The organism is Tateyamaria omphalii, from assembly GCF_014651375.1.
Classification (GTDB): Bacteria; Pseudomonadota; Alphaproteobacteria; order Rhodobacterales; family Rhodobacteraceae; genus Tateyamaria; species Tateyamaria omphalii.
Genome location: NZ_BMWT01000005.1, coordinates 1 through 23,223 on the forward strand (window position 1 = coordinate 1; position 23,223 = coordinate 23,223).

The following is a 23,223-nucleotide window of genomic DNA, read 5'->3' on the forward strand; positions in this document are numbered from 1 at the left end:
ACCGAGTTGCATTTGCCTGATCTGCCGATGCCCGAGTTGCCGGAGATCAAGGGCCCGTGGAACGTGGTGATTACGGGTGTTGGTGGCACCGGTGTTGTGACCATTGGTGCAGTTATGGCGCAGGCGGCGCATATCGACGGCAAGGGTGCCGGGATGATGGAGATGGCGGGGCTGGCCCAAAAGGGTGGTGCGGTGCATATCCACTGCCGTTTGGCGAATGATCCGGCCGATATCAGTGCCATTCGTGTGGCGACTGGTGAGTGTGATGCGCTGATTGGCGGTGATCTGGTGGTGAGTGCGGGGGCCAAGACACTTGGCCTGACAAGCGCTGGGCGCACGGGGGCTGTGGTGAACAGTCACGAGATCATCACGGGCGATTTTACGCGGGACACAGAGTTTGCCTTGCCCTCGGACCGGTTGAGCCTTGCCCTTGAGGCGCGGCTGCGGGATCGGGTGGATATGTTTGATGCCTCGGACCTGGCCAAGGCCACGATGGGCGACAGCATCTTTTCCAACATGATGATCTTTGGCGCTGCTTGGCAGCGGGGCCTGGTGCCGTTGACGCATGACGCCATCGTGGCGGCCATTGATCTGAACGGTGCGGCGGTGGAGCGCAACAAACGCGCCTTTGATATCGGGCGCTGGGCGGTGCTGCATGCCGAAGAAGCGGCGCGCATTGCCGAGCCGAAGGTGATCCAGTTGCCGAAGTCGCTGGAGGAGAAGATCGCCTTCCGTGCGGAGCATTTGGTGAAGTATCAGTCCAAGCGCTTGGCCAAGCGCTATCGCAAGTTGGTCGACGGTATTGAGGAGGTCGCTGTGAAAGAGGCGGTGGCCAAGGGCTATCACAAGCTGCTGGCCTACAAGGACGAATACGAGGTGGCCCGCCTGCATCTGGAAACAGAAGCCAAGGCACGGGAGCAGTTTGAGGGCGACTTCACCATGAAATTCCACCTGGCCCCACCGATGCTTTCGAAGGATGGCCCGGATGGGCGGCCTGTGAAGAAGGAATACGGGCCGGGCATGATGCGCAACTTCCGTCTGCTGGCCAAGTTGAAAGGTCTGCGGGGGACACCGCTTGACATCTTTGGGCGGACCGAGGAGCGGCGGATGGAGCGCGCGCTGGTCAAGCAGTATGAGGCCGATATAAAGGCCGTGCTGCCCAAGCTGGATGATGGCACCCGCGATGCAATTGTAGCGCTGGCTGCGCTTCCGCTCGACATTCGGGGCTTTGGTCCGGTCAAGCAGACGAACGAAGCAAAAGCAGCTAAGCGGCGCGAGGAGTTGTTGTCTGTCATCCGGACAGGGGGACCCAGTCAGGCCAAAGCCGCTGAGTGATCGCGTCACACCTGCGTCATATGGGCTAGGCAGGATTGCGCTCAGCCCGTAAAACGGGTTGCTAGAACCGTCATCAGGCAAAGCACTATGCCCAACCGTCAGCAACGCGAGATCACGCGCGAGATCAGCTATTCCCACTCGGCCGAGACCAAGGGTGGGCGCGCCTTGATCCGTATCCTTGAGAACACGACCGGGCGTCTGCGGTTGATCAAGCGGGCGCAGGGCTACGAACACGAGGTCGCGGCGGGCCGTGATTTCTGGGCCGTCATGGTCGAGCGTTATGGGCTGACGCTGAATGTGGTTGCGGGCAGTTTGAACAACATCCCACGGGACAAGCCGCTGATCCTGATTGCGAACCACCCCTATGGCATTCTGGATGGGCTAATGATGGGCCATATCCTGTCGACCATCCGGGGTGATTTTCGCATCATGGCAAACTCGGTCTTCAAGAAGGCCGAGGAGCTGAACAAGGTTCTGCTGCCCATCAGCTTTGATGACACGCGGGAGGCGATGGCGCTGAACGTGGCGACCCGCAAGGAAGCGTTGCGCTATCTTGGCGATGGCGGTGCCATTGGCATCTTTCCCGGCGGGACTGTCAGCACGGCGGCCAAGCCGTTCTCAAGACCTATGGACCCCGGTTGGCGCAGTTTCACCGCCCGCATGGTGGCGAAATCTGATGCGACTGTTGTACCGCTGTACTTCGATGGTCACACAAGTCGGTTGTTCCAGATCGCAAGCCACCTGCACAACACGCTGCGCCTTGGCCTGCTGATCAAAGAGTTCAAGAAGCGGGTGGATACGCCCGTGGATGTGGTGATTGGGGACCCCATCGGCAGGGATGTGCTCAACCCCATGGCGGGGGAGCCGAAACAGATGATGGAATTCCTGCGCAAAGCCACGTATGAGCTGAACCCGAACCCGGTGAAGGTGTTTGACCTGGGATATGAGTTCGAAGAGCGGCACCGCACGTAAGGCCGCAAGAGGCGTAAGATGGCAGTTGGTATTTTCGATTCCGGTTTGGGCGGTTTGACCGTGCTGGACGCTGCGCAAAAGCGGCTTCCGGATGTTGATTTCATCTATCTGGCCGACAGCGCCAACGCGCCTTATGGCGTGCGGACTGCCGATGACATCTTTGGCCTGACTTGTGCCGCTGTGCAGCGCCTGTTTGATGCGGGATGCAATCTTGTCATTCTGGCGTGCAACACGGCCTCTGCAGCGGCCCTGCGGCGGATGCAGGAGGGGTGGGTGCCCGAGGACAAGCGCGTCCTTGGCGTGTTCGTCCCCATGATCGAGGCGCTGACGGAGCGGCAATGGGGCGACAACTCGCCCCCGCGCGAGGTCGGTGTGCAGCATGTGGCGCTCTTTGCGACGCCTGCGACCGTGGCGAGCCGTGCGTTTCAAAGGGAGCTGGCGTTTCGCGCCATTGGCGTTGATGTCGAAGCGCAAGCATGTGGCGGTGTTGTCGATGCGATTGAAGACGGTGATATGATCCTTGCCGATGCGCTGGTGCGATCCCACGTCGATGCGCTGAAGCGCAAAATGCCCCACCCGCAGGCGGCCATTCTGGGATGCACACACTATCCGCTGATGCAGGATGAGTTTCAGGATGCGCTGGGCGCGGATGTGGCCGTGTATTCGCAAGCCGGTCTGGTGGGCGAAAGCCTCGCCGACTATCTGCAGCGCCACCCTGACAAGATGGGCAGCGGGACGCCGGGATATCTGACCACGGGCAATCCCAAGACTGTCAGCCAGCGTGCCACGCAGTTCTTGCGACGACAGATCACGTTTGAAGCCGCTTGATCTGACCCTTTATCCAAGAAGACCGACATGACCTATAACATCGCTATTCTGGGCGCTTCCGGCTATACGGGCGCTGAATTGATCCGGCTGATTGCCGGGCACTCCTCTATTGAAATCAAGGCTTTGGGCGCGTTCTCTAAAGCGGGGCAAACCGTTGCGCAGGTGTATCCGCATCTGCGCCATCTGGACCTGCCCACCATGGTGGCCTTTGACCAGATTGACTGGATGGGCATTGATCTGTGTTTTTGCGCGTTGCCGCACAAGACCAGCCAGGAGGTGATCTCGGGCCTGCCACGGGACTTGCGGATTGTGGACCTGAGTGCTGATTTCCGGCTGCGGGATCCCGAGGAATACCAGAAATGGTATGGAAATCCGCACAGCGCAGTCGAGATGCAGGGTGAGGCAGTCTATGGCCTGACCGAGTTTTATCGGGATGAGATTGCGGGTGCGCGTCTGGTGGCTGGCACCGGCTGCAACGCGGCCACAGGGCAGTTTGCGTTGCGGCCATTGATCGCGGCTGGCGTGATCGATCTGGATGACATCATTCTCGATTTGAAAGCAGCCGTGTCTGGCGCCGGGCGGGCGCTGAAGGAAAACCTGCTGCATGCTGAGCTGAGCGAAGGGTATCATGCCTATGCCACGGGCGGGTCACACCGGCATCTTGGGGAGTTTGATCAGGAGTTTTCCAAGGTCGCGGGGCGGGACGTTCACATCCAGTTCCAGCCGCATTTGATCCCTGCAAACCGGGGCATTCTGGGCACGGCCTATGTCAAAGGCGAGGCGCAGGCCGTTTATGACACGCTGGCAGCGGCTTATGAGGCGGAACCGTTCATCGAAGTGTTGCCTATGGGCGAGGTGCCCAGCACCCGGCATGTGCGCGGATCGAACTTTTGTCATATAGGCGTCGCGGCGGATCGGTTGCCCGGGCGGACCGTGGTTGTGGCTGCCCTCGATAATTTGACCAAGGGATCGTCAGGGCAGGCGTTGCAAAATGCCAATCTGATGTTAGGTATTTCGGAGGTCGAGGGGCTGTTGATGGCCCCGCTGTTTCCGTAGCGGGCTGAGATTTTTCGTACGAAAAATCTGGGCTGGAGTCGCAAAGATGAAGAGCCTGAAAAAGCAGCGCCGAATCCAGATCATCGCCCTTGCGGCGGTGGCTCTGACAGTGTCGACGGTACTGATCGGCTACGCCATGCGCGATGGGATCAACTTCTTCCGCGCACCCAGCCAGATCATTGCGGAGCCTCCCGGTCCGACCGAGGTGTTCCGCATTGGTGGACTGGTGGCCGAGGGGTCACTGGTGCGCGGTCAGGGCGAGTCGATTCGCTTTGAGGTGACGGATGGCGGCGCAACAGTGCCCGTCGTGTTCACCGGCGTGCTACCCGATCTTTTCGAAGAGAACCAGGGCATGGTTGGCACCGGCTCATACATCAACGGTGTTTTTGAAGCCTCTGAAATTCTTGCCAAACATGACGAGACATATATGCCTGCTGAGGTGGTGGACGCGCTTAAGGAGCAGGGCGTCTACAAGGAGCCCGACACCTAGCGTGCGCTCAGGTTAAAGCCCATTAACCAGCATCACAGCAGTCTTCCCATCACATCTTGTGGGAAAGGCTGACTGATGCAGAATGTCCGAGACATTGCAGAAGAGATCGTGGGTCGCGAGGGCGGCTTTGTGAATGATCCGGATGATCCGGGTGGTGCGACGAAGTTTGGCGTGACGATCCACACGATGGAGCGGTTGGGTTTGGACCTCGACCGCGATGGCGATGTGGACGTGCGCGACGTGCGCCGTCTCAGCCGTGCGCAAGCGGTGGATATTTTCATCACGCACTACTTCGAGCGGCCAAGAATTGCGGCTTTGCCGGAACCGTTGCACGCCTCCGTCTTTGACATGTATGTCAACGCGGGTGCCAATGCGATCAAGATCCTGCAGCGTTTGCTGAACACCATGGGGCATACCGTTGTAGTCGATGGGGCGTTGGGACCACAAAGCATCGCGGCCACGCGCGCTGCATACGACGCGGCACCTGATCATCTGGTTGATGCCTACGGGATTGCGCGGCGCAACTATTACTTCCGCATCGCTGACAATCGGCCGGCCAGCCGCAAATACGCGCGCAGCCGTGCCGGTGGGAAGGGCGGCTGGATCAAGCGGGCCGAGGAGTTCATCACGCCGCGCTTTCATCTGACGGACACACAGTTTCGGGAAAGGGTCGCGGCATGGGGTTGATGCAAGGGCTGTTTGCACTGCTGTTCGGCGGTGATCGCAATGTGGTGAAGGACACGGTCGAGGTGTTCCGCGAGAATGCCGAGGCCGGATCGGCGCGGGCCCATGAGGTTCAAATTCAGGCGATGCGCGAGCTCGGGGCTGAGTTTGCCGTGCCGCGCGTGGCGTGGTTTGACCGCGTGATGGACGGGATCAATCGTTTGCCGCGTCCGGCGCTGGCTTTGGGGACCCTGGGCTTGTTCGTCTCGGCCATGGTGGCGCCTTTGTGGTTTGCGGAACGTATGCAGGGAATTGCGTTGGTGCCTGAACCGCTGTGGTGGCTGTTGGGTGTGATCGTGTCCTTTTACTTTGGCGCGCGCCATCAGGTGAAAGCGCAGCAGTTTCAGCGCGAGATCGTGCATACGATGGCACATGTGCCGCAGGTGATGGAGAATGTCGCTGCCCTGCGAAAGATGCGCCATTACGGAATTGGGGCGGCGGCCACGGATGGGGATGCGCGGTTGACTGTTGTGTCACTGGCCCAGGGAGAGAATGCGGCACTGGACGAGTGGCGTGCTGCGGCGTGATCCAAAGGCCGCTGCGCGACAACATTTTTCAGGGGCTCTGCCCCCGCCTTCGGCGTCCCCGTGGTACTTTTGATCAGAAGAAACCGCGTTTCTGGCGATGTCGTGATGCGACATAAACGGCAGGGGCATTGGCGGGGTGATCCGGGCGGCATATAACAGTGCCATGATTACAGAGCTCGGTCACTTCGCCCTCGTCCTCGCCTTTTTGATAGCCATTGTTCAGGCTGTTGTCCCGCTGCTTGGCGCATGGCGCCGGGATGCGCGCTGGATGGCCGTTGCGGAACCTGCGGCGTCGGCCCAGTTCCTGCTGATCGCCTTTTCCTTTGCGGCGCTGATGTGGGCGTTCATTGTCTCGGATTTCTCTTTACGGCTGGTGGTTTTGAACAGTCATTCGGCTAAGCCGATGCTCTATAAAATCTCGGGCACATGGGGCAACCACGAAGGGTCCATGCTGCTTTGGGTGCTGATCGTGGCGCTGTTCGGGGCCATGGCTGCGTGGTTCGGGGAAAATTTGCCACCCACATTGCGCGCACGGGTTCTGGCGGTGCAGGGGGCCATTGGCGTGGCCTTTCTGGCCTTTATCCTTTTCACATCGAACCCTTTTCTGCGCTTGGCTGTGCCACCCTTTGACGGCCAGGACTTGAACCCGCTGTTGCAGGACCCCGGTTTGGCGTTCCATCCGCCGTTCCTTTACCTGGGCTATGTTGGGCTGAGCATGGCCTTTTCCTTTGCCGTCGCAGCCCTGATCGAGGGCCGCGTGGATGCGGCGTGGGGCCGCTGGGTGCGGCCCTGGACGCTGGCGGCCTGGGTCTTCCTGACCATCGGAATCGCGTTGGGGTCTTGGTGGGCCTATTATGAGCTGGGCTGGGGCGGATTCTGGTTCTGGGACCCGGTCGAGAATGCGTCGTTCATGCCGTGGCTGCTGGCGGCAGCGCTGCTGCATTCGGCCATCGTGGTTGAGAAACGCGAGAGCCTGAAATCATGGACCATCTTGCTTGCCATCCTCGCCTTTGGGTTTTCGTTGATCGGCACATTTATCGTGCGGTCTGGTTTGCTGACCTCGGTGCACGCCTTTGCCAATGATCCTGAGCGTGGCGTGTTCATCCTGATGATCATGGGCTTTTTCATGGGCGGGGCGTTGCTGTTGTTTGCCTTGCGCGCAGGTGCGATGGAGGCGCGGGGCGTGTTTGGGATGGTCAGTCGCGAAAGTGCACTGATCGCCAACAACCTCTTGCTGGCCGTGAGTTGCTTTGTGGTCTTCGTGGGCACGATGTGGCCGTTGGTGGCCGAGATGTTCTTTGACCGGAAGTTGAGCGTCGGTCCGCCTTTCTTCAACATGGCCTTTACGCCGTTCATGGTGATCCTTGGTTTGATCCTGCCGATCGGGGCTATGATCCCGTGGAAGCGGGGGCAGATTTCGAAAGCGGTGCGACCGCTGCGCTATGTCTTTGTGTTGGCCTTGGCCTTTGGCGGATTGGCCTGGGCGATGAACACGGGCAAGCCGTTGACCGGCCCACTGGGTGCGTTCCTTGGCGCGTGGCTGGTGATGGGCGCGATGGTCGACGTTGCGTCCCGGACCGGGAAGACGTTTGACTTTGGTCGGCTCTGGCGCTTGCCGCGGGCGGATTGGGGCAAGACGGTGGCCCATGCTGGCCTGGGTGTCACGATGATTGGTGTTGCGGGGCTGACGGCTTGGCAAACCGAAGACATCCGCGTGGCCCAGATCGGCGAGCAATTCAATGTCGGCGGATATGACCTGACCCTTGACGCGGTCGAGGATGTGGAAGGGCCGAACTACCTGTCCACGATGGCTTCGATCACCTTGGCGCGCAATGGGAGCGAAATTGCGCAACTGCACCCGGAAAAACGTATCTATCCCGTGGCGCAGATGCCCACGACCGAGGCTGGGATCGACTATGATTTGGCCCGTGATGTCTATGTTGTGATTGGCGATGCGCAACAGGGCGGTGGCTGGGCTGTGCGGACCTATATCAAACCGTTGACCAACTGGATCTGGATCGGCTGTGCACTCATGTCCCTTGGCGGGCTCTTGTCACTGAGCGACCGGCGCTTCCGTGTGGCTGTTGGCGCGCGCAAGGTGCAAGCGGTGCCTGCAGAATGAAACGGCTTGTTGTTCTGTTCTGGGTGCTTTTGACCACCGCCGCTCTCGCACTTGATCCATCAGAAATGCTTGAAGACCCCGAGCAAGAGGCGCGTGCCCGTGCTTTAGATCATGCGTTGCGTTGCGTGGTGTGTCAGTCCGAGTCCGTTGCATGGTCGAATGCGCAATGGGCCGTTGATGCGCGGCAGGTCATTCGCGAGCAGGTGGCGGCAGGGCAAAGCAACGCACAGATCGTTGATTTCTTTGTCGAACGCTATGGAGAGTTCGTTTTGATGACGCCCCGCACATCGGGGTCCAACTGGATGTTGTGGGCCGCTGGGCCGCTGATGTTCCTGTTGGCGGCCGGCATTGGCTTTGGTTACTTGCGCGGGCGCAGTCGTGTACCTGTCACGACAGACGCCGGGTTGAACGATGAGGAAACCCGTCGCTTGCGCGAGATTATGGACGAGTAACGGCGCGTCGGGGCTTTTCTAAACTGATCGGTTTGATATTGAGGATCGGAACCTGAAGGGACACCGGCCATGAACTACGAGACGCTCACCTATGAAATGGAAGATGGCGCAGCGATCATCACGCTGAACCGGCCGGACGTGATGAATGCGTTGACGACGCAGATGCGGGCAGAGATCGAGGTGGCCGTGACCCATGCGGGCAAAACAGCACGCGTTGTCGTGTTGACCGGTGCAGGGCGTGCTTTCTGCTCGGGCCAGGATTTGGGGGATCGCGCCAATGCGTCCAACCTCGATCTGGAGCGCACATTGCGCGACGAATACACGCCGATGTTGAATGCGATTGTTGATTGCCCCGTGCCGACGGTCGCCGTGGTCAATGGTGCGGCTGCCGGGGCAGGGGCAAACCTTGCGTTGGCATGCGATGTGGTGATCGCGTCGGAGAGTGCGTATTTCCTGCAAGCCTTTACCCGGATTGGCCTGATCCCGGATGCCGGTGGAACCTATGTGCTACCGCGCACGATGGGCATGGCCAAGGCCATTGGCACCGCATTGTTTGCCGAAAAGATCACGGCCCGCCAAGCGGACGCTTGGGGCATGATCTGGGAAGCCGTTGCGGATGAGGGATTCGATGATCACTGGAAAGCGCGTGTCGCGCATCTGGCGAATGGTCCGACCAAAGCCTTTGCAGCCGCCAAGCGCGTGATACGTGAAAGCTGGAGCAACGACCTTGAGGCGCAGATGGCATCTGAGGCGTCCGAGCAGGGCGATTGTGGCCAAAGCCGCGACTTCCGCGAAGGCGTGCTCGCTTTTGTCGAGAAGCGGAAACCGAGCTTCGAAGGACGCTGATCCAGGCTGGATCAGCATCTTTCTTGGTCAGACTGTCGTATTGGGGTCCAAAACCGGGATCGGGATGCCGGAGATAAAGGCGATATCGTCTGTCGACAGCAATCCCGCCGCTCCGGATACAACAGTGACGGGCTGACCATTCAGGGCGACAATGGCGTCATCTCCGGCCGTAAGCACCGAAATATTCGCCGCTACCGGCGCTTCTGGATCAGCCAGCACAAAGATGAAGTCTTCTCCAGGGACGTAGTCTGTTATGGTGCTTGGACCCTGATCCCCTGACAGCGCGTCAGCGAAAATCCCAAATTCATCCTCGCCGGCACCGCCGGTTGCGATGTCTCCGCTCCCGAGGAGCAAGGCGTCATTTCCGTCGCCGCCGCTGAGGGTATCAGCGGCGTTGTCTTCGGCATTGGGTTCTTCGAGAATATTGTCGTCGATCCCTCCAAGCCCCGCGGCCTGGACGAAACTCAACGTGCCGTCCCGCAAGCCAGCCAAATCGGAGGGGGACAGGTCGATGAGTGACAAGTCACCACCCATAATCAAGTCATTGCCGCCGCCGCCTTCGAGAGAGTCCGCGCCTGCGCCCCCGACAAGGGTATCCTCTCCGAACCCGGCCAAGGCCGTGTCGGAGCCATCCCCACCTTCCAGCCAATCCCTGCCGAGACTACCGGTCAGCCGGTCATCGCCACCGCGTCCTTGGGCAAAGTCGTCGCCTTGACCACCGGCAATGGTGTCATCCCCTGCGCCGCCAACGATCACATCATCATCCGCCTGACCCAAGAGACGGTCGTCGCCAGCGTCGCCTTCGATCAGGTCGTTCCCAACGCCGCCTTCGATTGTGTCCGAGGAGTCTGCGCCGCTGATTGTGTCTTCGCCTTCGCCGCCGATCAGAAGGTCGGTGCCTTCTGTGCCGTCGATGGTTTCCCCATCTTCTGTACCGGCGACTTCCACGCCTTCGGGTTCTGCGACCGCGTCAGCTTCGTTTGTGTCGCCGTCATCATCATCGTCCACGATACTGACGATCAGCCCGATGCCCAGTAGAGTTAGAAGAGTTAAGCCAATTACCATAACAACACCCCCCAGTGTTTTAGGATAATTGGAACGTTCAAACGGTGTCTGTCAAGCAACCGGAGGTATTGTTGATCGCAGGGAAACGATTTCACCAAACCAGTTGAATTGAAAAGGAAAAGCCCCGCACTGGGCGGGGCTTTGGTCGGGTTAGCGGCTTTCGATATCGACGTAGTCGCGGGATGTTTCGCCCAGATACAACTGACGCGGGCGCCCGATCTTGTTTTGCGGATCGGCGATCATTTCCTTCCACTGCGAAATCCATCCCACGGTGCGGGACATCGCGAAAATCGGTGTGAACATGGAGGTCGGGAAGCCCATCGCTTCGAGGATGATTCCCGAATAGAAATCAACGTTCGGGAACAGTTTCTTCTCGGCGAAATACGGATCTTCCAGCGCCTGTTTTTCCAGTTCCTTGGCGACCTGAAGGATCGGGTTGTTGTCCACACCAAGCAGTTCCAGCACTTCGTCTGCGGATTGCTTCATCACCGTCGCGCGCGGATCGAAGTTCTTGTAGACGCGGTGGCCAAAGCCCATCAGGCGGAACGGATCATCCTTGTCCTTGGCACGGGCGATAAATTCGGGGATGTGGTCGACGCTGCCGATTTCCTTGAGCATTTCCAGACATGCCTGGTTTGCGCCACCGTGGGCAGGACCCCAGAGGCAGGCAATGCCCGCGGCGATACATGCGAACGGGTTCGCGCCCGAGGACGACGCCAGACGCACGGTCGAGGTCGACGCGTTCTGTTCGTGATCGGCATGCAGGGTAAAGATGCGATCCATCGCGCGGCTCAGGATCGGGTTCACCTCGTAATCCTCCGCCGGGACGGCAAAGCACATGCGCAGGAAGTTCGACGCATAGTCCAGATCGTTGCGCGGATAGATGAAGGGCTGCCCGATCGAGAATTTGTAAGCCCAAGCCGCAATCGTTGGCATCTTGGCGATCAGGCGGATCGAGGCGACCTCGCGCTGGTGTTCGTCGTGGATGTCTGTCGAGTCGTGGTAGAAGGCGGACATCGCGCCGACCACGCCGGTCATGATTGCCATCGGGTGCGCGTCACGACGGAAGCCACGATAGAAATACTGCATCTGTTCGTGCAGCATGGTGTGGTTTGTCACTAGGCTTTCGAATTCTTCCAATTGGGCGGCGGACGGCAGTTCACCGTAAAGCAGCAGGTAGCACACTTCGAGATAGTGGGATTTGCCTGCGAGTTGGTCGATTGGGTATCCGCGGTGCAGCAGAACGCCTTTGCCACCATCGATAAAGGTGATGGTGCTGTCGCAGCTGGCGGTCGAGGTAAAGCCAGGGTCGTATGTAAACACACCCGCCTGACCGTAGAGTTTGCGGATGTCCAACACATCGGGGCCGGCGGTGGGCGAGTGGATGGGCAGGTCGAAGCTGTCTTCACCAATTGTCAGGGTTGCGGATTTTTGGGTATCGGCCATCAGGGTCGTTCCTTTCGTCGCGTGGCGGGCACGCCCGCCTGGGGCCGCGGTCGACCCGCGTGCCCATCGTTAGACTGCGCACCATGAACGATTGATGAACCTCGTCAGGCGGCAGCATCCTCAAGCCTGGCAAGGGTTTCGTCACGCCCCAGCACCAGCATCATGTCAAAGACCGAAGGCGTTACGGCCCGACCCGCAAGGGCGGCCCGCAAGGGGCCTGCCAGCTTGCCGAATTTCGTGTCCTGCGACGCAGCAAAATCGTTCAGGACCGCCTCCAAACTGTCACGGGACCAAGTAACGGTTTGCAGCTGCGGCGTCAATTGCGACAGTATACTACGGGATACCGTATCAAGCGCTTTTGATGCCTTTTCATCCGGTGCGATTGGGCGATCTGTTAGAACAAAGTGCGCTTTTTCAAGCAGTTCTGGCAAGGTCTTGGCTCGTTCCTTGACGTAGGGCAATGCATTCAGAAGCCCATCTTTCTGTGATTGTTTCAGAGGTTTCTTGTCTGCGGCCTGCAAATAACTCTCAATTTCTTGCTGCAATGCAGCGTCTTGGGACTGCGCAATGTGCTGTCCGCTGAGGTTTTCCAGCTTCTTTACGTCAAAACGGGCAGGGCTTTTCCCGATGCCGCCAAGATCAAACCAGTCTTTTGCCTGCGCATCTGTAAAGAACTCGTCATCGCCGTGGCTCCACCCCAGACGCGCGAGGTAATTGCGCATACCGGCGGCAGGATAGCCCATAACCTGGTATTCCTGAGCCCCCAGCGCACCGTGCCGTTTCGACAGTTTTTTGCCGTCCGGTCCGTGGATGAGGGGGATGTGTGCCCACACCGGGACATCCCAACCCATGGCATTATAGATCATCATTTGTCGCGCAGCGTTGTTCAGATGATCGTCGCCGCGGATCACGTGTGTAACGCCCATGTCGTGGTCGTCCACCACAACGGCAAGCATGTAGACAGGTGTGCCGTCCCCGCGCAGCAGAACCATGTCGTCCAACTGGTCGTTCCGAATGGTCACATCGCCTTGCACTTCGTCATGGATCACGGTGGTGCCTTCCTGCGGCGCTTTGATCCGAACAACGAACGGTGCATCAGGGTGTGTGACAGGATCAGCGTCGCGCCAGGGTGAGCGGAAGAGGGTCGATTTGCCCTCGGCCCGCGCGGCATCGCGGAAGGCTGCAATCTCTTCCTGGGTCGAGAAGCATTTGTACGCTTTGCCTTCTGCCAGCAGCTGATGTGCGACCTCTGCATGGCGGTCAGCGCGTGCGAACTGGCTGATCACCTCGCCATCATGGTCCAAGCCCAGCCAAGCCATCCCATCGAGGATCGCCTGTGTCGCTTCGGGGGTCGAACGCGCGCGGTCGGTGTCTTCGATCCGGAGCAGGAAGGTGCCGCCACGCCCACGTGCGAACAGCCAGTTGAACAGCGCCGTGCGTGCCCCGCCGATGTGAAGGAACCCCGTGGGTGAAGGGGCAAAGCGGGTGACGACGGGTTGGGACATGGTGTGCGTTTACCTTTGTTTAACCACGGTGGGTCTACGGTTTGCGCTCCTGATACTCACCATGGGCGAGAGGGGCAAGCATGGGGCATGGCCTGGGATTTCGCCACGTGATGCTGATCCAGCGCGGCCACCTGTTTGGATGGTGCCCGGTTGGACTGGCCTGTGGGATCGCGCTGTTTTTCGGGCTGCGGTTTGAGCCATCGGTGGTGTTGATCCAGAGTGTCGGGGTGGCGGGGGCCGGTGCTGCGTTTCTGTCCCGGCGCATTGGCGAGGTGATGTCGCCTGCGTTCGTGTTCCTGACAATGATTGCTTTTGGCTTTGTCCTGGCCGGATGGCGGGCGCATTCGGTGGCGGGGCCGGTGCTGGACTGGCGCTATTACGGACCGGTGGAGGGGCGCATTGTCGGTATGGATCGCAGCGCATCCGATGCCGTGCGCCTGACCCTTGATCACGTCAAACTGGACCGCGTCGCGCCGTTCGAAACGCCAACGCGGGTGCGCATTTCATTGCATGACAAATCTGATCTGGGCGTGACTCCGGAACCGGGTTTGCGGATCATGACAACGGCGCATCTTGGGCTGCCGGGTGGCCCGGTGGAGCCGGGAGGTTTTGATTTCCAACGACATGCCTGGTTTGCCGAGTTGGGCGCTGTGGGCTACACCCGTGTGCCCATACTTGCCGTCAGCATGGCCGAGTTCGACCTGCGCCAGACCGTCTTCCGTCTCCGCATGAACGTTTCGACCCATGTTCGTGCGGTCCTGCCCGGGGATGTGGGTGGGTTTGCCGCGGCTGTGACCACGGGCGATCGCAGTGGGATCAGCCAGGATGCCTTGCAGGACCTGCGCGCGTCGAACACGGCTCATTTGCTGGCAATCTCGGGTCTGCATATGGGCCTGCTGTCGGGTTTTGTGTTCGGTCTGCTGCGCCTGCTGTTTGCCCTGATCCCCCGCATCGCACTGTATTGGCCGGCTCGAAAAATGGCGGCTGTGGGCGCCCTGATCGCGGCCTCTGTCTATCTTGCGTTGTCAGGAGGCAACGTCGCGACAGAGCGGGCCTTTGTCATGGTGGCCGTTGCTCTGTGCGCGGTCCTTGTCAACCGGCGTGCCCTGAGCCTGCGGGCGGTGGCCATGGCCGCCCTGATTGTTCTGACATTGCGGCCGGAGGCATTGATGGGCCCCGGATTCCAGATGTCATTTGCCGCCACCACCGCGCTTGTCGCCGTCTTTGGCTGGATCCGTGATCTTGATTGGTCGTTGGGGCCGAAATGGCTGCAGCCAGTTTTGGGGGTCGTGATCTCTTCAGCCGTTGCAGGGCTTGCAACCGCACCGATTGGTGCCGCGCATTTCAACACGATGGCGCATTATGGGCTGATCGCGAACCTCGCAAGTGTGCCGCTGATGGGGACACTTGTGATCCCGGCGGCGGTTCTGGCGCTGGTACTGGCACCTGTTGGCCTTGACGGCATTGGTTTGTGGCTGATGGGGCTGGGGTTGCGTTGGATTCTATGGGTTGCCGATGCCGTGTCCGGGTTGGACGGGGCGCAAGGCTATGTGGCCGGACCGGGTCCTGTCGTGTTGCCGCTGATGGCCTTGGGCATGCTCTTTGTGATCCTGTGGCAGGGGCGTGTGCGCTTTGCTGGGGTGGCTGCCGTCGCTGTGGCCTTTCTGCTGTGGCAAACGGGATCGCGCCCGCATGTGCTTGTGGCCGATACAGGCGGCATCGTGGGCCTCATGACCGATGAAGGGCGCGCCTTGAGCAAAGCCAAGGGGGCGGGCTTTATCGCGCGCAACTGGTTGGAAAACGATGGCGAAGGGATTGATCAGGCGGACGCTGCCGCACGCTGGACACAGGGGAGCGGCCCTCGGATCGTCCACCTGAGTGGCAAACGTGCAGCGGCGGGATTTTCAGGCTGCGTGAAAGGGGACATTGTCGTTAGCAACACGAAGCTGGCTGACGCTGCTAACCTTCCCTGTCTTGTGCTGTCCCCGCCTATTTTGCGGCGCACGGGCGCGATTGCCTTTGTGGAAACTGGGAACGGCCTGCGAATTAGGACAGCGCGTGACGTTGCTGGGGATCGGATGTGGTCGGGCTGGACGAAAACGCCACCACCTGAACTGACAAGGCGTGTCGACAACAATTGGGCGGTTGCGGAAAACAAGTAAGGCGGACCACTGGTCCGCCCTGTGACATACATTCTGTGCGATGATCGCAATGAGTAAGGCGCACGTGTCGTGCGCCCATGTTCAATAGGTGCGGATCAAACCAACGAGACGCCCTTGCACCTTAACCTGTCCGACAGGGAGAACACGTGTCTCGTAGGCTGGATTTGCTGCTTCAAGCGCAATCGTATCACCCTTGCGCATATAGCGCTTCAGCGTCGCCTCGTGGTCTTCGACAAGCGCCACGACAATGTCGCCGTTATCGGCTGACGATGTTTCGCGGATGACCACGACATCGCCGTCATTGATGCCGGCATCGATCATCGAGTCGCCCTTGACCTCAAGCGCATAATGATCGCCTTGTCCCGACAGCATCTGTCCGGGCACAGCCACAGAGTGCGAGACCTCGGAAATGGCAGAGATTGGAACCCCGGCGGCAATCCGACCCATAACAGGCAAGCTTATAGCGTCGGCGGTCTCAACGGGGCGGGCAGCCGCCGGGGGAGGCGCGTCAGGTTTGTCGCCATCAATCACGCGCGGCTGGAAGCCACTTGGGGCGCCACCCAGGCTTTCGGGCAGGCGCACGACTTCGATGGCACGGGCGCGATGCGCGAGCCGACGGATAAAGCCACGCTCCTCAAGCGCTGTAATCAGCCGGTGGATGCCCGATTTCGAGCGCAAATCCAGCGCCTCTTTCATCTCGTCAAAGCTGGGGGGAACCCCGTCACGCTGCACCCGTTTGTGAATGAATTCGAGCAGATCCAGCTGCTTTTTCGTCAACACTGTTCGTCCTCCAAGCCCATTTTGTTTGGGTTTGTTCTACGGACGTTCCCCTTTTGTGTCAACGGGTCAGGTCAAATCGACTACATCCACCAGTTCACCAGAGCCACGGGGTGGGTCATTGGGGGCGCGCACGATCAGGGCATTTGCATTGGCCAGCACACTCAACAATGAACTGTCCTGCAGCCCTGCATCCTCGACCGCGCCATTTCGGACCCGCCCACGCATGTAGTGTTCACGTGGGCCATTCGCGGTAAGGGGTGCTCCGAGCGGCATTTGGTGGCGGGGGGCGGGGGCCCGGCCCAATCCTTGCATTGCGCGGATCATTGGGGTCAAGAAAACTGTGCCACAGACCATGGCGGAGACGGGGTTTCCCGGAAGACCAATCATGGGCGTGCCGTGCAACCGTCCCGCCATCAGAGGTTTGCCCGGGCGCATCGCGACCTTGTAGAAACTGCGCTCCATACCCAACTCGCCTGCAACATGGCCGACAAGGTCATGATCGCCGACCGATGCGCCACCGATCGTGACGATCAGATCGGCGCCTTGCGCCAAGCTGAACACAGTTGTCAGGGACGCAGCACTGTCACGCGCAATGGGCAAGAGGCGGGGCACAGCCCCAAGTCGCCGAAGCATTGCAGACAGGCCAAACGTGTTCGATGCGATAATCTGATCCGGGCCGGGGTCTTCGCCCGGCATGACCAGCTCGTCCCCTGTTGCGATCAACGCCACGACTGGTGCGCGTCGCACAGGAACCTGTGGCACATTCATCGACGCCAAAAGGGCAATGTCAGCCGGGGTAAGGATGCGGGGCGCGTCGAGCGTATCCCCTTCGGCAAAGTCGATGCCAGCGGGACGGATGTTGTCTTTTGTACCAGGATCGTCCGTGATCGTGATCAGATTACCGCTGCGTGTGACGTCTTCCTGGATGACAACCTTGTCTGCCCCCTCGGGCACTGGCGCGCCGGTAAAGATGCGCACGGCTTGACCCGCGCCGACTGTCCCGGCCCATCCATGCCCTGCGGCGGCTTCACCCACCACTTTGAACTGCGCGTGTAGATCGGCCTCGACCGCTTTGAGCGCGTAGCCATCCATCGACGATGCGGCAAAGGGCGGCTGGGTGCGCCGCGAGGCGACAGGTTCAGTCAGAACCCGACCATCCGCTTCAAGAAGGGGCACATGTTCGACCGGCATTTCGTCCGCAAGTCCGAACAGGTTTTCAAGCGCTTGGCTGACGGTGATCATGGCGCCTCGTAACGCCCGGACTTTCCGCCATCTTTCAGAACGACGCGCAGACCGCCGATTTCCATGCCTTTGTCGACCGCTTTGGCCATGTCGTAGACGGTAAGGGCGGTGGTGGAGGCTGCGGTCAGCGCTTCCATCTCGACCCCGGTTTGGCCGGTTGTCTTGACGGTTGCCGTGATACGTAGCCCCGGCAGGTCAGCGTCAGGGGTCAGATCGACGGACACCTTGGTTATGGGCAGGGGGTGGCACAGGGGGATCAGATCCGCGGTGCGCTTGGCCCCCATGATCCCAGCAAGGCGTGCAACACCAATGACATCACCTTTTTTGGCCCGACCTTCGGTAATGATATCAAAGGTTTCCGACCTCATCTTCACCCATGTCTCGGCCACGGCGATGCGGTCAGTGACATCCTTGTCCGACACATCGACCATATGTGCCGCACCTTGATCGTCGAAATGCGTCAGTGCCATTACATGCCCCCTCCGGCAGTGAGTGGGTTGGCAAGCAATGTCCGCGTGGCTGTGGCCACATCGTCTTGCCGCATCAGGCTTTCGCCGATCAGGAAGGTGCGTGCGCCATACATGGCAAGGTCAGCGAGGTCGGCCGGTGTATTGAGCCCACTTTCGGCCACGATGGTCCGGTCGGCTGGCACCTGTTTGGACAGGGTGCGGGTGGTGTCGAGCGTTACCTCAAATGTCTTGAGATTGCGATTGTTGATGCCCATGAGCGGGCTTTTCAGAGCCGCAGCGCGGTCAAGCTCTTCCGCATCGTGCACTTCCAGCAGTACATCCATGCCCCATTCGAACGCTGCTTCTTCCAGCTCGTGGGCCTGTGCATCACTAACGGACGCCATGATGATCAGGATGCAATCGGCCCCAAGCGCGCGCGCCTCGGCCACCTGATAAGTGTCGTACATGAAATCCTTGCGCAAAGCGGGCAGGGTGCAGGCGTCGCGGGCTTGTGTCAGGAACTCTTTGGCGCCCTGAAAACTTGGGCTGTCCGTCAGCACCGACAGGCATGTGGCGCCGCCGTCTTCGTAGGCCCTGGCGAGCGCCGCCGGATCGAAATCCGCCCTGATCAGCCCTTTGGATGGGCTGGCTTTCTTGATCTCCGCAATAAGGCCGTAAGCTTCACGGTTCGCAACCTGCAAGGCATTTGCAAACGGGCGCACAGGTGACGCTTCGCGTGCCTCGGCTTCTACGGCTTCAAGTGGTTTGGATGCCTTGTCGGCCGCCACTTCTTCCAGCTTGTAGGCTTTGATTTTATCGAGGATCGTATCTGTCATCTGTTGCGCTTTTTTCTGGCGGAGGGACCGAGGGGCCAGCCCCTCGTGCTCCCCGGAGTTTATCTGGCAAGATGAAAGAGCTTCAACCCGCTTGCGTGATCTGTGCGACCTTCCGGATTTTGTCGCGTGCCGCGCCGCTGTCGATGCTTTCGGTGGCGCAGGCGACACCTTCCTTCAGGTCTGTGACGGTGCCAGCAACCTTGAGCGCGGCGGCGGAGTTCAGAAGGACAGCGTCGCGATAAGCGCCGGGCGCCCCGTCCAGCAGGGCCGCGAACGATTTGGCATTCTCTTCTGGCGTGCCGCCGACAATGGCCTCAAATGGATGGGTGGGCAGCCCTGCTTCTTCCGGGTGCACTTCAAAATCGGTGACTGTGCCGTCGGCTAGGGCAGAGACCCAGGACACGCCTGTGATCGTCAGTTCATCCGTGCCATCAGAGCCATGAACCAGCCAAGCGGAGGTGGAGCCGAGCTGGCCAAGTGTCTCGGCCATGGGCCGGATCAGGTCCCGCGAAAACGCCCCTGTCAGCTGCTTCTTGACGCCAGCAGGATTGGTTAGGGGCCCAAGGATATTGAAGATTGTGCGTGTTCCAAGTTCAGCCCGTGTTGGCATCACGTGAGCGGTGGCAGGGTGGTGCATCGGGGCCATCATGAAACCGATACCTGCGCCCTTGATTGCCTTTTCGACCACGTCAGAGCCAACCATAACGTTGATACCCATCTGGGTCAGGGCGTCCGCTGCCCCGGACTTGGAGCTGAGGTTCCGATTGCCGTGTTTGGCGACCGTCACGCCTGCGCCTGCCACGACGAATGCCGTGGCCGTCGAGATGTTCAAGGTGCCCTTGCCATCCCCACCTGTGCCCACGATGTCCATGGCGCCAGCAGGCGCGTTAACCGCATTGCACTTGGCGCGCATGACGGCTGCAGCCGCGGCATACTCATCAACGGTTTCGCCGCGCGTCCGCAAGGCCATGAGCAAGCCGCCGATCTGGCTGGGCGTTGCTTCGCCATCAAAGAGGATCTGGAAAGCTGTTTCGGCCTGATCGCGTGTCAGGGGACCGTTTGCCGCCGCATCAATGAGCGGTTTCAGTGCGTCACTCATGCGGCCACCGGCATAAGGTCAAGGAAGTTTTGCAGCATGGCATGCCCGTGTTCCGAGCGGATCGATTCCGGGTGGAATTGCACGCCGTGGATCGGCAATTCCTTGTGGGCAAGGCCCATGATCGTGCCGTCTTCGAGTGCGCCGGTGATTTCCAGCTCATCCGGCAGGCTGTCCCGGTCGACGATCAGCGAATGATAGCGGGTTGCTTCGAACGGGCTTGGCAACCCTTTGAACACCGAATGATTGTCGTGGTGCATGGTGCCCATCTTGCCGTGTACGATCTCGTTCGCGCGCACGACTTTACCACCAAAGGCTTGCCCGATGGTCTGATGACCAAGGCATACGCCCATAAGAGGGGTGCGGGTTTCGGCGGCTGCGGCAGTGAGTGCAAGACAGATACCCGCCTGATCCGGCGTCGCGGGGCCGGGCGAAAGAAGGATACCTTCGGGTTTGAGTGCCATCGCTTCTTGCACATTCAGTGCGTCGTTGCGGTAGACGTGCACATCCGCGCCCAACGATCCCAAATAGTGGACGAGGTTGTAGGTAAAACTGTCGTAGTTGTCGATCAGCAGAAGCATGGGCGTATTCGATGTTCCAAGGGCGGACGTTGGCCGGTATAGTCGCGCCATACATGTTCAGGGTTGCCGGCCAGCGTCAAGAGGCGGGGGGCCTTCGAACAGGCACGAAGAGCAGGCTGTGGCACATCGCAAAGCGGGGTCACGGCGGGACAGGCAAAGAGGTCAGATATGGCACGGGGTTTTCTGAGCGGCATTTTCTGGGGTGGCGTGGTGAGCGTTGCGGGCGCGGCGGCTCTGTCCATTGCCAGCGACAGCCCGACAGCGCCAGATGCCGTCGTGCGCGCGCCGCAGGGTGTTGATGCACCGCAGGAAGGCACCGGCGGGACGCCACAGACGCGGGGCGATGCCGATCTGGTCATGGATGGCGACGCGCCACAAATCAACAGTCCGGAAGCCGATGACCTGACTGCCGCAGAAGCGGCGGGCGCGGATACTCCATCCGTGCCACAGACCGGGCAGGCGGAAGGTTTGGCTGATCCGGCCGAAGTTGGTGAAGGCGCAACTGTCGCAATAGACACGGATGCGCCGGTGCAGCCCAGCCCGCAAGGTGAAGCGCCGCAAGCGCCTGTGGGTGAGACGGAGTTGTCCATCTCAACAGATCCCGCGCAGCCACCTGCGCCACAGGTTCCCGATGCGCCAACCGCATTCGCCGAAGATGCTCCGGCAACCCCCGAAGGCACAGACACACCGACGACCGAAGCCGCGGCACCGGATGCGCCAGATGCTGCCCCAGCTCCGGACGTTCCTGAGCGGGTCGAGACTCCAGCTGATCCGGAAACACCGCCCGAACGGTCCGCCGCGCTTCCCTCGGCGCTGGATCCAGCGACTGATAATGGACGGCCCACGATTGGGCGCCCAGCCACGTCTCTTGTCGACCGCGCTCCGAGTGCGGACGAGCCTCCCGCGGAAACAGACAATGAGGCGAATGACGCGGCGGCGGATGGCCCTCCGATCCAGATTTATGCAGCGCCTTTCGAGAACCCTGAAAACAAGCCATTGATGTCAATTGTCTTGATTGACGAAGGCGCAGATTTGACTGGTGGCAGCGTTGGCCTCGCCGCATTGCGGAGCTTTCCCTATCCGCTGACATTTGCTGTGAATGCGTCACTTGGCGATGCAGCGGAACGTGTAGCTGAGTATCGCGGCGAAGGGTTTGAGGTTGCGGTCCTTCTGGACCTGCCAGCAGGCGCAACGGCTTCAGATACCGAAGTTACGCTGTCAGCGGCGATAGACGCGGTGCCAGAGGCTGTCGCGGTGATGGAGGGGACGGGCATCGGTTTGCAGGAAACACGCGACGCGTCTGACCAGGTCTCTGCCGCTGTTTTGGCCTCTGGCCATGGGCTGATCCTGCAATCCAAGGGCTTGAACACCGCTCAAAAACTGGCCGTGCGTGAAGGCGTACCAGCAGGGCTGGTGTTCCGTGACTTCGACAGCGCGGGTCAGACACCAACGGTCATCCGCCGGTTTCTGGATCAGGCAGCGTTTCGTGCGGGTCAGGAAGGCGGTGTGATCATGGTTGGCCGCCTGCGTCCCGACACGATCTCGGCTTTGCTATTGTGGGGGTTGCAGGACCGGGCAGAACGTGTGGCGCTTGCCCCAGTGTCATCTGTCCTTCAGTTGCTCGCCGAAGAAGTGCAATAGGGCTCAGATAATCTCATCTTCGTCAAAGAGCGGGTCGGCTTCCAGTTGGGCTGTCATCGCTTCAACCGTGTCTTCATCTGCCGTGGGACTTATCTCGGCCAGATGAAATACCGCGTCCCCCTCGTTCACGACGGGCAGAACGGCGCGTCCGATGAGTATTCCAGACGACGGGGCGATAAGTTCGGTTTCCGTGGACCCAGCCGGGTCGGAAATGGCCGCCAAAACCTCGTTTTCCTCGACAACGTCGCCCTCGGCGCGAAAGGTACGCAGCAGGCCGCCGGAGGGCGCGCGCAACCACGTAGAGCTATTGCAGGTCAGAGATGGGGTGCGTGGGTGCGCAATACCCTTTGCGGCCAACATGTCCTGATCCCGCATCACGCGGAGGATGCCCGCGACGCCAGCGCGCACTGAAAACTCATCAAACCGCAGACCTTCACCTGCTTCATAAAGCAAAACGGGTGTCCCGCGCTCTGCCGCTTCGCCACGCAATGATCCCTCGCGCAGGGAGGACGTCAGAATGACTGGTGCACCAAAGCTGCGCGCCATGGTCGCGGTGATCTGGTCGCCAGGCGTAATGCGGATTTGAGGCAGGTTGGTACGATGAACGGCAGCGGAATGCAGGTCGATGCCGAAATCGCACCGTAGAACCACATCATTCAGAAAGATATGCGCCAGCCGCGACCCAAGGGACCCGCTTGCGCTGCCGGGAAAGCAACGGTTCAGATCGCGGCGGTCTGGCAGATAGCGGGATCGCGCCAGAAAGCCGAAGGCGTTCACGATCGGGACAACCAGCAATGTGCCACGCAGCTTGTCGAGCTGTGGTGTGCGCAGAAGGCGGCGCGCAATTTCCACACCGATCACCTCGTCCCCATGGACAGCAGCGCTGACAAACATGGTGGGACCGGGGCGTTTCCCGTGCAAAACCTCGACCCGTAGCGAAACAGGTGTGTGGTCGGGCAAGTCTGACACGGGCAGGGCCACGGATGCCCGACTGCCGGGGGCGACATTGATGTCACCCAGTTGGAACGCTCCGCGTGGCATCAACTTTGGCCCACTAACACGTCTGTCT

At 60.2% G+C, this 23,223-nt stretch carries 22 protein-coding genes; 12 read left to right on the plus strand and 10 right to left on the minus strand.

What is annotated here, in order from left to right:
* The 10 genes from IE087_RS16390 to IE087_RS16435 all read left to right on the plus strand — a co-directional run.
* Positions 1–1,335: DUF6537 domain-containing protein (locus IE087_RS16390; RefSeq protein WP_189370459.1), on the plus strand; the 1,335-nt coding region annotated here is incomplete at its 5' end.
* Positions 1,336–1,422: 87 nt separating this feature from the next.
* Complete coding sequence (locus IE087_RS16395) at positions 1,423–2,307, plus strand: lysophospholipid acyltransferase family protein (RefSeq protein ID WP_189370460.1); 885 nt, start codon at positions 1,423–1,425, stop codon at positions 2,305–2,307.
* A gap of 18 nt (positions 2,308–2,325) precedes the next feature.
* Positions 2,326–3,135, plus strand: coding sequence for a glutamate racemase (locus IE087_RS16400; RefSeq protein WP_189370461.1), 810 nt, complete (start codon positions 2,326–2,328; stop codon positions 3,133–3,135).
* A 27-nt stretch (positions 3,136–3,162) separates the two neighbouring features.
* Complete coding sequence (argC, locus tag IE087_RS16405; RefSeq protein WP_189370462.1) at positions 3,163–4,191, plus strand: N-acetyl-gamma-glutamyl-phosphate reductase; 1,029 nt, start codon at positions 3,163–3,165, stop codon at positions 4,189–4,191.
* Between the two features lie 46 nt (positions 4,192–4,237).
* Positions 4,238–4,681, plus strand: a complete 444-nt coding sequence (ccmE, locus tag IE087_RS16410) for a cytochrome c maturation protein CcmE (RefSeq protein ID WP_189370463.1) — start codon at positions 4,238–4,240, stop codon at positions 4,679–4,681.
* A 75-nt stretch (positions 4,682–4,756) separates the two neighbouring features.
* On the plus strand, positions 4,757–5,368 hold the full coding sequence (locus tag IE087_RS16415) for a holin-associated N-acetylmuramidase (protein ID WP_189370464.1): 612 nt from the start codon (positions 4,757–4,759) through the stop codon (positions 5,366–5,368).
* Complete coding sequence (locus IE087_RS16420) at positions 5,359–5,931, plus strand: holin family protein (RefSeq protein ID WP_189370465.1); 573 nt, start codon at positions 5,359–5,361, stop codon at positions 5,929–5,931. The genes IE087_RS16415 and IE087_RS16420 overlap by 10 nt, the downstream gene beginning before the upstream one ends.
* Positions 5,932–6,094: 163 nt before the next feature.
* A complete protein-coding gene (locus IE087_RS16425) occupies positions 6,095–8,053 on the plus strand; it encodes a heme lyase CcmF/NrfE family subunit (RefSeq protein ID WP_189370466.1) in 1,959 nt (652 codons plus the stop codon).
* A complete protein-coding gene (locus IE087_RS16430) occupies positions 8,050–8,505 on the plus strand; it encodes a cytochrome c-type biogenesis protein (protein ID WP_189370467.1) in 456 nt (151 codons plus the stop codon). The genes IE087_RS16425 and IE087_RS16430 overlap by 4 nt, the downstream gene beginning before the upstream one ends.
* A 69-nt stretch (positions 8,506–8,574) precedes the next feature.
* Positions 8,575–9,351 carry an enoyl-CoA hydratase-related protein gene (locus IE087_RS16435; protein ID WP_189370468.1) on the plus strand — a complete coding sequence of 259 codons (777 nt, stop codon included), beginning with the start codon at positions 8,575–8,577 and terminating at the stop codon, positions 9,349–9,351.
* Between the two features lie 27 nt (positions 9,352–9,378).
* Here the strand turns inward: IE087_RS16435 and IE087_RS16440 are convergent, their stop codons facing one another.
* From IE087_RS16440 to gltX, 3 genes are all read right to left on the minus strand, one after another.
* A complete protein-coding gene (locus IE087_RS16440; RefSeq protein ID WP_189370469.1) occupies positions 9,379–10,416 on the minus strand; it encodes a calcium-binding protein in 1,038 nt (345 codons plus the stop codon).
* A 150-nt stretch (positions 10,417–10,566) separates the two neighbouring features.
* Positions 10,567–11,862 (minus strand): citrate synthase, encoded by a 1,296-nt coding sequence (gltA, locus tag IE087_RS16445; RefSeq protein ID WP_189370470.1) that lies wholly within the window; start codon positions 11,860–11,862, stop codon positions 10,567–10,569.
* Between the two features lie 104 nt (positions 11,863–11,966).
* Positions 11,967–13,367, minus strand: coding sequence for a glutamate--tRNA ligase (gltX, locus tag IE087_RS16450; RefSeq protein ID WP_189370471.1), 1,401 nt, complete (start codon positions 13,365–13,367; stop codon positions 11,967–11,969).
* A gap of 80 nt (positions 13,368–13,447) precedes the next feature.
* On the opposite strand from gltX, the gene IE087_RS16455 reads away from it, so the two are divergent.
* Positions 13,448–15,529, plus strand: a complete 2,082-nt coding sequence (locus IE087_RS16455; protein ID WP_189370472.1) for a ComEC/Rec2 family competence protein — start codon at positions 13,448–13,450, stop codon at positions 15,527–15,529.
* An 81-nt stretch (positions 15,530–15,610) separates the two neighbouring features.
* Here the strand turns inward: IE087_RS16455 and lexA are convergent, their stop codons facing one another.
* The 6 genes from lexA to IE087_RS16485 all read right to left on the minus strand — a co-directional run bounded on the left by lexA (position 15,611) and on the right by IE087_RS16485 (position 20,513).
* Complete coding sequence (gene lexA / locus IE087_RS16460; RefSeq protein WP_189370473.1) at positions 15,611–16,309, minus strand: transcriptional repressor LexA; 699 nt, start codon at positions 16,307–16,309, stop codon at positions 15,611–15,613.
* A 66-nt stretch (positions 16,310–16,375) separates the two neighbouring features.
* Entirely contained in the window at positions 16,376–17,551 is a 1,176-nt protein-coding gene (locus IE087_RS16465) for a molybdopterin molybdotransferase MoeA (protein WP_189370474.1), read from the minus strand.
* Positions 17,548–18,021 (minus strand): cyclic pyranopterin monophosphate synthase MoaC, encoded by a 474-nt coding sequence (moaC, locus tag IE087_RS16470; protein ID WP_189370475.1) that lies wholly within the window; start codon positions 18,019–18,021, stop codon positions 17,548–17,550. The genes IE087_RS16465 and moaC overlap by 4 nt, the downstream gene beginning before the upstream one ends.
* Entirely contained in the window at positions 18,021–18,836 is an 816-nt protein-coding gene (gene trpC, locus IE087_RS16475) for an indole-3-glycerol phosphate synthase TrpC (protein WP_189370476.1), read from the minus strand. Before trpC ends, moaC begins: the two co-directional genes overlap by 1 nt.
* An 82-nt stretch (positions 18,837–18,918) precedes the next feature.
* Complete coding sequence (gene trpD / locus IE087_RS16480) at positions 18,919–19,935, minus strand: anthranilate phosphoribosyltransferase (RefSeq protein WP_189370477.1); 1,017 nt, start codon at positions 19,933–19,935, stop codon at positions 18,919–18,921.
* Entirely contained in the window at positions 19,932–20,513 is a 582-nt protein-coding gene (locus IE087_RS16485) for an anthranilate synthase component II (protein ID WP_189370829.1), read from the minus strand. Before IE087_RS16485 ends, trpD begins: the two co-directional genes overlap by 4 nt.
* A 168-nt stretch (positions 20,514–20,681) precedes the next feature.
* Between IE087_RS16485 and IE087_RS16490 the strand changes: the two genes are divergently transcribed.
* Positions 20,682–22,154: a divergent polysaccharide deacetylase family protein gene (locus IE087_RS16490; protein ID WP_189370478.1), complete on the plus strand. Its 1,473-nt coding sequence runs from the start codon at positions 20,682–20,684 to the stop codon at positions 22,152–22,154.
* 3 nt (positions 22,155–22,157) lie between these two features.
* Here IE087_RS16490 and IE087_RS16495 read toward each other — a convergent pair whose 3' ends face one another.
* Positions 22,158–23,195, minus strand: a complete 1,038-nt coding sequence (locus IE087_RS16495) for a succinylglutamate desuccinylase/aspartoacylase family protein (RefSeq protein WP_189370479.1) — start codon at positions 23,193–23,195, stop codon at positions 22,158–22,160.
* Positions 23,196–23,223: the final 28 nt, after the last annotated feature.

Excerpts from the sequence above, each read along its gene's own strand:
- argC (WP_189370462.1), top strand. The coding sequence starts at position 3,163 with ATGACCTATAACATCGCTATTCTGGGCGCTTCCGGCTATACGGGCGCT.
- moaC (WP_189370475.1), bottom strand. The coding sequence starts at position 18,021 with ATGGCACTGACGCATTTCGACGATCAAGGTGCGGCACATATGGTCGAT.
- IE087_RS16400 (WP_189370461.1), top strand. The coding sequence starts at position 2,326 with ATGGCAGTTGGTATTTTCGATTCCGGTTTGGGCGGTTTGACCGTGCTG.
- IE087_RS16395 (WP_189370460.1), top strand. The coding sequence starts at position 1,423 with ATGCCCAACCGTCAGCAACGCGAGATCACGCGCGAGATCAGCTATTCC.
- IE087_RS16495 (WP_189370479.1), bottom strand. The coding sequence starts at position 23,195 with ATGCCACGCGGAGCGTTCCAACTGGGTGACATCAATGTCGCCCCCGGC.
- gltX (WP_189370471.1), bottom strand. The coding sequence starts at position 13,367 with ATGTCCCAACCCGTCGTCACCCGCTTTGCCCCTTCACCCACGGGGTTC.
- ccmE (WP_189370463.1), top strand. The coding sequence starts at position 4,238 with ATGAAGAGCCTGAAAAAGCAGCGCCGAATCCAGATCATCGCCCTTGCG.
- IE087_RS16465 (WP_189370474.1), bottom strand. The coding sequence starts at position 17,551 with ATGATCACCGTCAGCCAAGCGCTTGAAAACCTGTTCGGACTTGCGGAC.
- IE087_RS16455 (WP_189370472.1), top strand. The coding sequence starts at position 13,448 with ATGGGGCATGGCCTGGGATTTCGCCACGTGATGCTGATCCAGCGCGGC.
- trpD (WP_189370477.1), bottom strand. The coding sequence starts at position 19,935 with ATGAGTGACGCACTGAAACCGCTCATTGATGCGGCGGCAAACGGTCCC.
- IE087_RS16420 (WP_189370465.1), top strand. The coding sequence starts at position 5,359 with ATGGGGTTGATGCAAGGGCTGTTTGCACTGCTGTTCGGCGGTGATCGC.
- IE087_RS16485 (WP_189370829.1), bottom strand. The coding sequence starts at position 20,513 with ATGCTTCTGCTGATCGACAACTACGACAGTTTTACCTACAACCTCGTC.
- IE087_RS16415 (WP_189370464.1), top strand. The coding sequence starts at position 4,757 with ATGCAGAATGTCCGAGACATTGCAGAAGAGATCGTGGGTCGCGAGGGC.
- IE087_RS16490 (WP_189370478.1), top strand. The coding sequence starts at position 20,682 with ATGGCACGGGGTTTTCTGAGCGGCATTTTCTGGGGTGGCGTGGTGAGC.
- trpC (WP_189370476.1), bottom strand. The coding sequence starts at position 18,836 with ATGACAGATACGATCCTCGATAAAATCAAAGCCTACAAGCTGGAAGAA.
- gltA (WP_189370470.1), bottom strand. The coding sequence starts at position 11,862 with ATGGCCGATACCCAAAAATCCGCAACCCTGACAATTGGTGAAGACAGC.
- IE087_RS16430 (WP_189370467.1), top strand. The coding sequence starts at position 8,050 with ATGAAACGGCTTGTTGTTCTGTTCTGGGTGCTTTTGACCACCGCCGCT.
- IE087_RS16435 (WP_189370468.1), top strand. The coding sequence starts at position 8,575 with ATGAACTACGAGACGCTCACCTATGAAATGGAAGATGGCGCAGCGATC.
- IE087_RS16440 (WP_189370469.1), bottom strand. The coding sequence starts at position 10,416 with ATGGTAATTGGCTTAACTCTTCTAACTCTACTGGGCATCGGGCTGATC.
- IE087_RS16425 (WP_189370466.1), top strand. The coding sequence starts at position 6,095 with ATGATTACAGAGCTCGGTCACTTCGCCCTCGTCCTCGCCTTTTTGATA.